Source organism: Rhodococcus sp. ACPA1, from assembly GCF_002300195.1.
GTDB classification, from domain to species: domain Bacteria; phylum Actinomycetota; class Actinomycetes; order Mycobacteriales; family Mycobacteriaceae; genus Rhodococcus_F; species Rhodococcus_F opacus.
In genome coordinates this window covers 223,230-235,617 of sequence record NZ_NSDX01000013.1, presented here as the reverse complement: position 1 = coordinate 235,617, position 12,388 = coordinate 223,230, and the positions used below count along the sequence as shown (strand labels likewise).

At 62.3% G+C, this 12,388-nt stretch carries 8 protein-coding genes and 1 pseudogene; 7 read left to right on the top strand and 2 right to left on the bottom strand.

The window, feature by feature from the left end; genetic code table 11:
• The first annotated feature begins 24 nt into the window (after window positions 1-24).
• Together CJ177_RS42230 and CJ177_RS42225 are read left to right on the top strand one after the other, a co-directional pair.
• A complete protein-coding gene (locus tag CJ177_RS42230; protein WP_179443419.1) occupies window positions 25-801 on the top strand; it encodes an SDR family NAD(P)-dependent oxidoreductase in 777 nt (258 codons plus the stop codon).
• 109 nt (window positions 802-910) lie between these two features.
• A complete protein-coding gene (locus CJ177_RS42225) occupies window positions 911-2,476 on the top strand; it encodes an aldehyde dehydrogenase (protein WP_095870579.1) in 1,566 nt (521 codons plus the stop codon).
• 109 nt (window positions 2,477-2,585) lie between these two features.
• On the opposite strand, the gene CJ177_RS42220 is transcribed toward CJ177_RS42225, so the two are convergent.
• A complete protein-coding gene (locus CJ177_RS42220) occupies window positions 2,586-3,356 on the bottom strand; it encodes a tyrosine-protein phosphatase (RefSeq protein WP_095870578.1) in 771 nt (256 codons plus the stop codon).
• Between the two features lie 366 nt (window positions 3,357-3,722).
• Between CJ177_RS42220 and CJ177_RS42215 the strand changes: the two genes are divergently transcribed.
• The 3 genes from CJ177_RS42215 to CJ177_RS42205 all read left to right on the top strand — a co-directional run bounded on the left by CJ177_RS42215 (window position 3,723) and on the right by CJ177_RS42205 (window position 7,845).
• Window positions 3,723-6,437, top strand: coding sequence for a PEP/pyruvate-binding domain-containing protein (locus tag CJ177_RS42215; RefSeq protein ID WP_095870577.1), 2,715 nt, complete (start codon window positions 3,723-3,725; stop codon window positions 6,435-6,437).
• A gap of 31 nt (window positions 6,438-6,468) precedes the next feature.
• Window positions 6,469-7,395, top strand: coding sequence for a hypothetical protein (locus CJ177_RS42210; RefSeq protein ID WP_095870576.1), 927 nt, complete (start codon window positions 6,469-6,471; stop codon window positions 7,393-7,395).
• Window positions 7,396-7,488: 93 nt separating this feature from the next.
• Complete coding sequence (locus CJ177_RS42205) at window positions 7,489-7,845, top strand: hypothetical protein (RefSeq protein WP_095870575.1); 357 nt, start codon at window positions 7,489-7,491, stop codon at window positions 7,843-7,845.
• A gap of 90 nt (window positions 7,846-7,935) precedes the next feature.
• Here the strand turns inward: CJ177_RS42205 and CJ177_RS42200 are convergent, their stop codons facing one another.
• Window positions 7,936-8,724, bottom strand: a complete 789-nt coding sequence (locus CJ177_RS42200) for a FadR/GntR family transcriptional regulator (protein ID WP_095870574.1) — start codon at window positions 8,722-8,724, stop codon at window positions 7,936-7,938.
• Window positions 8,725-8,920: 196 nt separating this feature from the next.
• Here CJ177_RS42200 and CJ177_RS42195 point away from each other — a divergent pair.
• Together CJ177_RS42195 and CJ177_RS42190 are read left to right on the top strand one after the other, a co-directional pair.
• Window positions 8,921-10,152, top strand: a pseudogene (locus CJ177_RS42195) (transposase family protein).
• Between the two features lie 240 nt (window positions 10,153-10,392).
• Window positions 10,393-11,730, top strand: a complete 1,338-nt coding sequence (locus CJ177_RS42190) for an IS110 family transposase (protein WP_257014955.1) — start codon at window positions 10,393-10,395, stop codon at window positions 11,728-11,730.
• The last annotated feature ends 658 nt before the right edge of the window (window positions 11,731-12,388 follow it).

Here is a 12,388-nt window from a genome sequence, read left to right as displayed (position 1 = left end):
TCGTGGCGACAAAGGATGAAGAACATGAGTGAACCCCGTATCGCGCTGGTAACGGGTGGAACCGACGGTATCGGCAAGGCGATCGCCCTTCGACTCCTCGACGACGGTATGCGGGTCGCCGTGACGGGCCGCAACGCCGCAAAGGGCGTCGAGTTGGCCGACTCGGTCGGCCGGCCCGACCACTTCCGGTACATCGAGTCCGATGCCCTCGACCCCGAGGACGCAGCGCGAGTGGTATCACAATGCCATGCGTCCCTCGGCACAATCGACGTCCTCGTGAACAACGTGGGCGGCGGATCGTCGAGCGAGTTCGGGTACATACACGATCTCGATCCATCCGTGTGGGCCGACAGCTTCAATCGGAACGTTCTCACCGCGATCCGGATGACGCATGCCGTTGTCCCGGACATGCTCGAGCGCAAGTGGGGCCGCATCGTCATGATGGCCTCCTTGGAGGGAAAGATGCCGACCCTCCCGAAGGTCGGGCCGTATGTCACCAGCAAACATGCGCTGATAGGTCTCGCGAAGTCGATCGCCTTCGACTACGGGACGGACGGCATCACCTGCAACGCGGTCTGCCCGGGCTACGTGCATATCCCTACGCGCGTCCGGAAAGCATCCAAAGCCCTGGCGGAAGGCCGCTTCGCAGATCCACAGCAGAACTACAGGGATCTGTCGAGGATCGGTAGACATACGGAACTGAACGAAGTGGCACATGCCGTATCGATGCTCGTCGCCGAAGAGAGTGCCGCCATCACGGGAACGGCCTTGAACATCGATGGCGGCTCGTCTCCCTACTGAGGACCGGTGGCGGTCGGGATTGACGACACTTGACCATCCGTGACGATGCGCCGTGATGGTGCGCCACAGCATGTGGCACTCGGAGACCGTTGAAACAGGAGTGAAAGTAATGCAGCTCAAACGAGAATATGACGAATTCTTCATCGACGGCGAGTGGCGTGCTGCTGCCTCGAACGAGAGGATGTCGGTGGTCTCGCCGTCCACCGGGAAGGTCATCGGTCACGTACCGTCGGCCAGCACCTCGGACGTCGATGCGGCCGTGGAAGCAGCGCGCAAGGCCTTCCACGAAACGGACTGGCCCACGCTACCCGTGGAGAAGCGGGCGCAGCTCTGTGAAGCCCTGGCCGCGAAGCTCTACGAGCACAAGGACGAGATCGCCGACCTGCTCATCGACGAACTCGGATGTACTCGACAGCTGGCGGATGTCTACCAGGCTGTCGCACCGACACTGCATTGGAACTACAACGCCGCGGTCGGTCGCGAGTACCCGTTCACCGAGGTACGTACCGCCGATCTGGGGCCGTTGGCCGGTGGCTCCGCGGGCGGGATGGTCATGCCGTTCAAAACGCAGAGCCTCACCGTCAAGAGACCCGTTGGTGTCGTCGCGACCCTCGTCGCGTTCAATTTCTCGATGCCCGGCACCGCCCAGAAGGTCGCTCCCGCGATCGTGGCCGGCTGCACTGTGGTCATCAAGGTGCCGGAGCCCAACCCGCTCGCGGTCTTCGCAATGGGCGAACTCATCAAGGAGGTCGGCTTCCCTCCAGGAGTCATCAACATCGTCGCCGGCGGCGCTGAGGCATCACACCACCTCGTCACACACGACGATGTGGATATGGTCAGCTTCACCGGCTCGTTAGGCGTGGGCTCGAAGATCGGTGAAGCCTGTGGAGCACGGATCCGCCCCGTTGTACTCGAGCTGGGCGGCAAGGCGTCGGCAATCGTTCTCGATGACGCCGATCTCGAGAAGTTCGCGCCGACGCTGGTGACAGTCAGCGTTGTTCCCAGCAGTGGGCAGAGCTGTACTGCCCAGACCCGCATCCTGGTTCCCCGTGCCAAGCACGACGAACTCGTCGAGAAGCTTGTCAGCGCAATGGCGAAGTTGAAGACCGGCGATCCGCACGACCCGCAGACCGACATCGGGCCGGTGATCACCGAAACGCACCGTGAGAATATTCTCGGCTTCATCAAGCGCGCGGTCAACGACGGCGCAACCATCGAGTACGGAGGAGGCGTCCCGGAGGGTTTGACCGACGGCTGGTACGTCGAGCCGACCCTGCTGACGAACGTGACTCCTGATATGGAGATCGCACAAGAAGAGGTGTTCGGCCCCGTTGTCGCGGTCATACCATACGACGACGAGGACGAAGCCGTAGCGATCGCGAACAACACGAAGTACGGACTCTCGGGATCGGTGTTCACCGCCGACGTGGCTTATGGTTTCAAAATCGCACAGCGAATCCACACCGGAACCTTCGCGGTGAACTCCTACTCGGCCGACTTCAACGCGGCGTTCGGCGGCATCAAGAAGTCCGGGATCGGGCGTGAGCACGGGCCGGCGGGCCTGGAGGAGTACCTGCGCCCGCAGACGATCGCCATTGATCCGAGCTACGAGCTCCCCAAGGAAATTGTGGAGTCGGCTGCGACCATCACCCGGGGTGTCAATAAGAGAGCATGACAGCTGTCAACGGCCGCGGGACGTCTCGCACCGTCCCAAACCTCCAGTGCCGATTTGACCCCCGATCCCGGTACGGGATCGGGGGTCAAATCGTTGGTCGGTGCCGATTTCAGTCGAGCATCAGGTCCTTCAGGCGAGTGCGGCGTTCTGGAGTCAATCTGCAGATTTCGACGAGGTACTTTTCGTAAGAACCGAATTCGCGATCGATCGCCTCGAACGACGCTTCGAGGTACTCCGGCCGGCTGCCCAGGTCAACGAGTCGCTCGGCCGACAGAACGCTGCCAGGAGGTTCGTCGAGGTACTCCATCATCGACTTGTGCAGTCGGTCCTTGTCGATGTGCTCCTTGGAGGCCAGGTAGTCTGCGACGATCGCGTCCCACTCCACATCCAGCGCTCGGAGGATGTTGGCGATGACGAAACCGGTACGGTCCTTACCGGCCACACACTTCACGAGCAGCGGAAGCTGCTCGTCGTCGACGATCGAGTCGTAGAGCACCTTCATACTGTTGGAGAAGGCACCCGGCATATCCGCGGCATTTCCCCTCAGGACGCCAACGAGATACTCGCCCTCGACATCGCTCATGATTCTGTAGATGAGGTCCTTGCCGGCCACACGGGTGTCGGGCAAGGTCTCCACCGGAACGAGACTCGGCTGATCGCCCGGCCAGATGAGGGGGTGCAGTTTGCGCTCTCCGTCACTGCGCAGGTCGCAGACACTACGGATGCCGAGCGCTGCCAGCTGTTCCTGTGCGGTCTGGTCGAGTTCGGCGAGGGTCTCCGACCGGTATAAGACGCCTTCCTTGACCTGGCGGCCGTCGGTCGTGGGGAGGCCGCCGAGGGACCGGAAGTTCGGGACGCCCGACAGGGAACTGGATGACATCTCAACCACCCACCCGGCTCGGAGTGCGGACTGACGGGGTGCGCATGAATACCTCCAGTGTTGACATGTGTCGTGCGATCCAACATGAGAGTGTCGCGGTCATTAGTCCATACAAGGCTAGGTTACGTCGACAGTCAAGTTTCCTTATGAGGAATATCTCGGCCCTTGGGCGGGCGAGTTCGGCACTCGGCTGACTGTACGCGAAAACCGTTGCATTCCTTATGAATTACCGAGAGGTGGGCAACGGGCTGATTGCCTGATGGTCGTAAATCATACTGAGGAACCCTTGACAGTCGGCGTATTGCTCTGCATGATTGCGACTATGGCGGGGGTCACACCCGTCAGCACTAAGGGAACGGAGCACACGTGAGTACAGCCATCCGATTTGCCGACTCTGGCGCAACGGACGCGCGGTTGGTCGGCGGTAAGGGAGTAAACCTCGGTGAGCTCGCGAGTGCGGGTTTCCGCGTGCCCAACGGCTTCACGGTGAGTACCGAGGCGTACACCAACACCCTCGCCGAGAGCGGAACCACCGACAAGATCTTCGCGATCCTGGACGGGCTCGATCACAAGAATCTCAACCAGCTCGAGAAGACGGCTACCGAGATCCGTGACGTCATCACTTCGGTGGAGATACCTGCAGCACTTGCCGATGAGATCGCACGTGCCTACACCGAACTGGGCGATGAGATCTACGTCGCTGTTCGTTCGTCCGGCACGGCCGAAGACACCGCCTCGGCCAGTTTCGCCGGCATGCACGATACCTACCTCGACATCCGAGGAATCGACAACGTCCTAGATGCGGTTCGTCGCTGTTGGGCGTCGATGTGGACGGCACGCGCAGTCGCTTACCGCGAAGACTACGGGTTCGACCATCGAGAGGCCAGCATCGCGATTGTCGTCCAGACCATGGTCGAGGCCGATGTGAGCGGCGTGATGTTCACGGCCAACCCGCTGAACAATCGCACCGACGAACTCGTGATCAACGCGGCCTACGGACTCGGTGAGGCGATTGTGTCCGGAATCATCAACCCGGACGAGTTCACCATCGATGCCGCAACCCTCAACCTCAAGCAGGCGAACGTCGGCAACAAGAAGGAGAAGATCGTCAGGGCGCCGGACAAACCGAGCGGCACGGTCACCCTTCCGGTGTCCGAGGAAGACGCGGAGAGACTCAGCCTGACCGACCGCCAGGTCGCCGAACTCGCCGATCTCGGCCGCAAGGTCATGGAGCACTACGGCGGTCTTCCTCAGGACATCGAGTGGGCATACGTCGATGGTGAGTTCTACCTCCTGCAGACTCGCCCGATCACTGCCCACAACTTCACCTGGCCGGAAGGCTTCAACGACTGGCAGAACGGTCCGGAGGACCCGGATACGCTGTGGACCTTCAAATATGCCGAGCAATACTGGACCGGTGGTGTTACCCCGCTGTTCTACTCAGTGCGCGCCCGTGAGACCCAGGTCGGCTACGACAACATGAACGTGCGTGCCGGATTCCAAGATCTCCTCGGTCAGCGCCTGTACAAGTACAAGCACGGCACCGTCTACTGGAATGTCGACCTCGACGAGAAGCGTCTTCGCTATGTGCTGCCGAAGTTCGCGCGGCCCGCGGGAGCGAACATCGTGCCGCTGGACATGCATGAGGCCATGTTCAACGAGCCATTGGACGTGGTGCGCTGGCTGAAGGCCATGGTCAGTTTCAGCGTCTCGCCCGTGTACTCGTTGTCGCGGTGGAAGAAGGTCATCCGTAACGACTATCTCTTCAACAAGGAAGCGGTTGCCAAGGCAAATGGGCTGTCGGAGGCCGAACTCGAGAGACTCTCCGATGACGAGCTGGACAAGTATCAGCGCGGTCTCCAGCAGTATGCGATCGACTTCATGGACCCCCTGTGGTTCGGTGCCTACACCGCGATGTCGATGTTCTTCTCCCTGCAGGGTGCGCTCGTGGCGAAGTACTACACCGGCACGAACGAGCTCCTGGGGCAGCAGCTGATCAGCGGTTTGCCGACCACACTCCAGAACGTCGAGAACCGTGCCTTCTTCGCGCTCACCTCGGCGATCCGCAACTCCGAGAAGCTTTCTGCGATGTTCAAGCAGCACCAGGGAGCCGCGTTCTTCAAGGAGTTGGAAGACAACGACGAGGGACGAAAGTTCCTTGACCGCTACGCAGAGTTCATCACCGAGCACGGACACCGCGGACACCCTGACCGCGACTTGATCTTCAAACGGCGCGGCGATGACCCTGCTGTCGACTACGAAGCCTTCAAGGTTCATCTGGCAGCACCCGAATCGACACCGCCGGCAGAGCTGGAAACACGGGTCCGGGACAAGCGCCTGGCGGCTGAGGCAGAGGTCCTCGAGAGCCTGGGCCGGGGGACGATGGGAGCGCTCAAGCAACAGCTCTTCACCCTCTTGCAGAGCCAGATCATCGACTTCCTGGTCCTTCGAGATGACTGGCGCCACTTCATCGACCGCATCACGTACGCGAAGCGCAAAGCATTCCTGGAGGTTGCGCGTCGCTGTGTCGAGCGAGGCCGCCTCGACAGCGAGGACGACGCCTTCTTCCTCGGCGAGACCGAGTTGTTCGAGGTCCTGCGGGGCACCGCACAGAAGCCGCTGGTACAGGCCAAGGTCACCGCACGTCGTCGTGACTTCGACATGTTCGAGTCTCGGAAGTTCACTCCGCCGACCTTCATGCGAGGAGAGACCCTGGTCGAGGATGCGCTCCCCGCAGCCGAGCCCGGGGTCGGGACCATGACGGGTGTCGGCACCTCCGCCGGCCAGATCGAGGGACGAGCTCGCGTGTTGGCGAGCATGAGCGAGATCGGCTCACTCGAACAGGGCGACGTGTTGATCTGCAACGCAACAGATCCCGGCTGGTCTCCGGTGTTCAGTGTGATCAGTGGACTCGTGATCGAGACCGGCGGAATGCTCGCACACGGCGCGTGCCTCTCCCGCGAGCACGGCATCCCGGCTGTGCAGATCGTCGGAGCGACCCAGCTCATCCAGGACGGAGCACGTATCCGCATCAACGGCACGAGCGGAGTGGTGGAACTGCTCGAGGTGGCAAACGCGTGATCGCAGCCGCCGTAACCAGAGGGGCAATATCATGAGACTACGCACGGTCGATCCCGCAGACGACGGCTCCCACCATCCGGACAGTGTCGATGAGCGCTGGCAGGAGAGCTGGGTTCTCTACTGGTTCGACCCATCGAACAACACCGGCGGCTCGCACCACTTCGGTCTCCAGCGCCCCCGCGGGCGGGCCGATGTGTGGGATTGGGTGACGGTCAACGGCCGTCCGGCAGGCCACTTCAACGCCTTGACATTGCCGATTCCGGATCAGGACATCTCGAAATTCGAGCTCGGCAACATGACGATCGAGACGTTGGAGCCACTGAAGAAGTATCGATTAGCCAGCGAGTACCCGAGCACTGGGACCAGCATCGATATCGTCTACGAGGCTTTCACGGAGGCGATCTCGGTGCAGCTCGACGGACAGGGTGCCGAGGTGGGGGCGAACCACTACGAAACCTTCGGTCGAGCATCCGGAACGCTGACCCGGAACGGTGAGTCCGTGGACGTGTCCGGTTGGGCTTTCCAGGACCACTCCTGGGGCATCCGAGACTGGGACACCGTCGGTGCGCACCGGTGGATTCAGGCACAATTTTCGGAGGATTTCTACTGTGCTGCAGGTACTTTCGCAACCGATGCGGGTGTGCGCGCCTTCGGATACGTGTTCGACGGCGAGTTCAAGCAGGTAACACGGGTTTCCTTCGGTGGCCGGGTCGGCGACGACGGATTCAGCGTGGAAGGCTGCGACACGTACATCTGGACGCAACCCGGCGATGCCTACCACATCACCGGCAACTGTGTCAGCTCGCAGATCAGCAGTCACCACGGGGGATGGTTCACCAGCAACGGGTTCGCGATGTTCGAATGTGGCGGCCGCGTCGGAACCGGTGTCCTCGAGATCGCTGAAATGAAGAAGCTGACTCCGAGTCTGCAGCGAAGACTGGACGAAGCAAACGGGTAACAGCAGTCCGATCACTCACTGACGATGCCCCGTGGGGATGCTTTCCGGCGTCCCCACGGGGCGTATCCACACCACCGGGAGGGAATGAACACGATGGATGCCGAAAAGAAGCTGACCGAGCTTGCCGACATTTTGTTCGGCGCGATCGAGCGAGGCGATTCAGATACATTCCTCGCGTGCTTCGAGAAGGGCGGCGTAACCATCAAGAACGGGGGTGACAGGCGATCTGCGGAGTCGGTTGCTGAGCAACTCGACAGTCGGTCGCCGGATGCCTCGCGGCACCGCTATTCCGCGGTCCGACGTGAGATTTTCGAGGGCGGGTTCGTCGAGGAACACGAAGTCCATTCGTCGCTCCCGGGCAGTGGGGTCAAGGTCCGCCATGCCTGTGTTGTGGGGCGTACCGGTGACGGTGGTCTGCTCAGGGAGTTGCGTGAGTACATCGGCGGATGAGCACACTGAGGGGAGAGGACCGGAATCAGGTCTTCTCCCCTTAGAGGGCCAATTATAGCGTTGGTTCTGGCGCAAACAGCGTGCGCGTCCTCAGCGCCACTGAATGACGTCATCCATCCGTTCCGGGTGGCGGGAGCGGACGAAGGCAACAACCTCCTCGATGTGGTCGCGCATCAGCTGGGATGCCCGACGTGGCCATCCGGCAATAATCGCCTCGGTAATGCCCGCATGGGCGTGTGAGATATCCGATTCGGCCATCAGCTCACCAGACTCGAGGATGTGGTCCACCACGATGTGGTTCACGGCTTGGGTGAGTAGCATCAGCACCCGGTTTCCACTCAGCTGTGCTATCACTGCGTGGAAGTCGTTCACCGCGGTGAAGAGTGCCTCGTCGCCGGAGGACATTTCGGTCGCCATCTCGGCGGCCTCGAACGCCTCCTTTTTCATCTGCGAATCACTCAGCCGTGCAACCTTGGCCGACATCGGTGGTTCAAGGACTTCCCAGGCTTCGAAGAGTTCGTTGTACGTCGCGCCGGCCAGCATGAAATACATTGTGGCGGTGCGAGCCAGGTAGTAGGCATTGAGTGCAGTCACGATCGGGCCGCCGCCAGGTCCTCGCTTTATCGCGATCATCCCTTGTACTTCGAGGATGCGGAGGGCCTCCCGAAGCGTCTCACGACTAACCCCATACGCGGCAAGCATTTCGGCCTCACCCGGAAGTCGGTCGTTCACCTGGAGTCCCTGGCTGACGATGTCGTTGACAATCCGAGATGCCGCGACCTCCGAGGCCTTGGGCGGCCGCGCGCTTGCGCTTCGAATGCCATCCAAGCGCTTGAACCCTGGATTGTAAATGACCGGTAGTCCCTGGGCAGTATGCATTTTCGTAAAAACCCCGCTGCAACTGGTGATAGTGACATCGTTGATAAGATCATGAGCTTATAGTGTTGATGCGAGCGTGTACACCCTCCGCGTTGACTCATCCAAAATGCCCGCGTAAGCCCCTTCGTTGCCTCACGTGAGAACGCTAGCGGCGTGTCGATCACGTCGGTGTGGTGGTCGAGGGTAGGGCCGGAGGATGGGACTGACCATGGCTGAACGCAGAGCCGTCACCACGGCGATCGCGACCCGCTACAAGCGCGCCGACAAGCCGGGCAAAGCGAAGATCCTCGACGAACTGTGCGCCACGACCGGCTGGCATCGCGACCACGCCCGCAAGGCATTGCGGGCAGCGTTGATTCCGAAGGTGGTCCGTCCCCGAACCGGGCGCCCACCGACGTACGGGCCGAACGTTGTTGCAGCGTTGATCTTCTGCTGGGCGGTGCTGGGGATGCCTGCCGGGAAGCGGCTTGCACCGGCACTGCCCGACCTCGTGCCCATTCTGCGTGCGTTCGGTGAACTCGACATCGACGACGCTACCGCACTGTTGCTGGTCGGCATGTCTGCAGCCACCATCGACCGACGGCTGGCGCCCGAACGCAAGAACCATGAACTCAAGGGCCGATCACATACCAAGCCCGGTTCCCTGCTCAAGTCCCAGATCCCGATCCGCACCTGGGCGCAGTGGGATGATGCGGCGCCGGGGAACGCCCGAGATCGACCTGGTCGGCCACGAGGGCGGCAACGCCGTCGGTGAGCACGCTTACACGCTGACGGTCACCGACATCGCCACCGGTTGGACCGAGAACCGCAGTGTGCGCAACAAGGCCCGCAAATGGGTCATCGCCGCACTCGACGAGATCGCTGCCATCATGCCGTTCCCACTCCTCGGCGTCGACTCCGACAACGGCAGCGAGTTCATCAACCACCACCTGCTCGACTGGTGCAACAGACAGCAGATCACCTTCACCCGCTCGCGTCCCGGAAACTCCAACGACGGGGCACACGTCGAGCAGAAGAACTGGGCCGTAGTACGCACCATCGTCGGCTATCTCCGCTATGACACCTCTGCAGAGTTGTTGCTGCTCAATCAGACCTGGGTTCTGCAGTCGCAGCTAACGAACTACTTCTACCCACAGCAGAAACTGGTGTCGAAAGAACGTGACGGCGCGAAGGTGACCAAGAAAGTACGACATCGCCACCACTCCGCATCGGCGTACAGACCAGCACGAGGCCGTCACCGGAGAGGACAAGGCCATCCTCGCCGACACGTACTCCACCATCAACCCCGCCGCCGTCCAGCGTCAGATCCAGGCATTGACCACCGAGCTCATCGCCCTCGCCACCGCCAAGAACACACCCACGAGGAGAGCCCCTCTCACGCGGGCACTTCTCGATGAGTCAACGAATCAGACTTCGCGGGCATCTTGACATGAGCCCCCCGTTCCGTTCCCGGGACGCCTCGCAGGCGTGAAAATGGCATTGGGTCGCCTGTCCGACGCCGACGTTTCCTTGGGCTGCCAGCCCGCACATGAGCCTGGCGCCGGGGCCCGACCTTCGAAGGGTCACGCACTGTTGCTTCGAGCACGCCGGTCAGAATTTCGGTTCCCTTGACCGAGGCCCCCGGGCGGCCCCCGTGAGATGTGTGGACTCGATGGGAGGACAAGTGCAGTGAGAGCGAAACCGATACACGGACCGACGCCGGAAGAAATTCCCGACGCCGATCACGAACTGGTGATCGAGCAGGTGTGCGCCATCGACGTGGCCAAGGCATCGGGCAAGGTGTGCGTGCGGACCCCGCGGCAGCGTCGACGGGTCAGCAAGGTGTGGGACGTGGAGGCCACCACCGGCGCGGTCACCGACCTCGCCGAACAGCTGGTGGAGTTGGAGATCGAGAAGGTCACCGTCGAGTCCACCTCCGATTACTGGCGGATCTGGTACTACCTGCTCGAAGCGGCCGGCCTGGACGTGCAGCTGGTCAACGCCCGCGACGTGAAGAACGTGCCCGGGCGGCCCAAAACCGACAAGCTCGACTCGGTGTGGCTGGCCAAGCTCACCGAGAAGGGGCTGCTGCGGCCCTCGTTCGTGCCGCCGGCACCGATCCGGCGGCTGCGGGACTACACCCGGCTGCGGGTCGATCTAACCCGGGAACGCACCCGCTACTGGCAGCGGCTCGAGAAACTGCTCGAGGACGCGTTGATCAAGGTGTCGACCGTGGCGTCCACCCTGGACACGCTGTCGGCACGGGACATGATCGAGGCGTTGATCGCGGGCGAGCGTGATCCGCGGCGGCTCGCCGACCTGGCCCGGGGCCGGATGAAGACCAAACGACCGGCACTGATCAAGGCGCTCCACGGCCGCTTCGACGACCACCACGGCGAACTGGCCCGGATGCTGCTCGATCAGATCGACACGCTGTCCGGTCAGATCGGCACCCTCACCACCCGCATCGACCACCTGCTGGCGCAGGCCGACGCGGACGGTGGGGGCGTCACCGACGAAACCGCGGCCACCACCGGGCCGAGCACGGTCGAACGCCTCGCCGAAATCCCCGGCATCGGCCGGGCCGGGGCGCAGAGCATCCTCGCCGAAATAGGCCTGGACATGACCCAGTTCCCCACCGCCGCGCACCTGGTCTCGTGGGCGAAACTCTGCCCGCGCACCGTCCAGTCCGGGCCCGTCACCCATGGCGGCAAGACCGGCAAGGGCAACCCGTACCTCAAGGGCGCACTCGGCGAGGCCGCCGCCGTGGCCGCCAAAACCGACACCTTCCTCGGCGAACGCTACCGACGCCTCGTCAAACACCGTGGCAAGCTCAAAGCCCTGGTCGCGGTCGCCCGTTCCCTCCTCGTCATCATCTGGCACCTGCTCACCGACCCGTTTGCCCGCTTCTGCGACCTCGGCGCCGACTATCACATCAGCCGCATCAACACCGAACGCAGGATGCGTAACCACATCGCCCAACTCACCGCAATGGGCTACCACGTCACCCTCGAACCCGCCGCATAGCCAAATACACAGCCTTACAACATGACCCGGCTCCGCAAGCTCCGCCGGGTGCTGTCGCCTGCCCACTCACCACGTTATTTTCCGGTCAGGCAACAGGCCCTCGCTGGCTGACCACTGTCGGTGATGTCACCCCATGACACTGACGTCTCCTTCGGTCGAATCGGGTGGTCGATCCGAGCCGGGCGGCGCCGTATCGCTGCGGAACAACTCACCCTGTGCCGGCTGGGTGTCCCGGCGGCGGTCGTGCCGGGCGGGCGGCTCGGCGCGGCCGGGATGGTGCTACCCGCCGCCACGGGCATTCGATGCGGCAGATCTGGGTTGCGGCCAAGTGCGTTCGGTCGGTCGGTGTCTGAGTTGGGTCGGCTCGGCTGGGCTGGCCGCCCTGACGCGATGGGTCAGAATGGGCCTTTACCTCATGAGCAATTACCGCTACTGTGTGAGACGACAGCAGTGCTCCACACGATCGTGTCGATGCAGGGGACGGCCCTGATGTCCGGACGATCAGGTACTCGCCGGGCCGTGCCGAGATCGACGAACAGGCGTTGCTGGAGGCGCACTTCGAGGATCTCTGGAGTGGCCAGGAAGGGAAACCGGTGTTTCTTCCGCATGGCATGTGCAGCGCTTAGAACCGTTGTGCCTCCCGTTCCGGTCCGTGACC

What these genes read in the sequence shown, in the direction of transcription:
- CJ177_RS42220 (WP_095870578.1), bottom strand. Translation starts at nt 3,356, where the DNA reads ATGTCATCCAGTTCCCTGTCGGGCGTCCCGAACTTCCGGTCCCTCGGC.
- CJ177_RS42210 (WP_095870576.1), top strand. Translation starts at nt 6,469, where the DNA reads ATGAGACTACGCACGGTCGATCCCGCAGACGACGGCTCCCACCATCCG.
- CJ177_RS42225 (WP_095870579.1), top strand. Translation starts at nt 911, where the DNA reads ATGCAGCTCAAACGAGAATATGACGAATTCTTCATCGACGGCGAGTGG.
- CJ177_RS42205 (WP_095870575.1), top strand. Translation starts at nt 7,489, where the DNA reads ATGGATGCCGAAAAGAAGCTGACCGAGCTTGCCGACATTTTGTTCGGC.
- CJ177_RS42230 (WP_179443419.1), top strand. Translation starts at nt 25, where the DNA reads ATGAGTGAACCCCGTATCGCGCTGGTAACGGGTGGAACCGACGGTATC.
- CJ177_RS42200 (WP_095870574.1), bottom strand. Translation starts at nt 8,724, where the DNA reads ATGCATACTGCCCAGGGACTACCGGTCATTTACAATCCAGGGTTCAAG.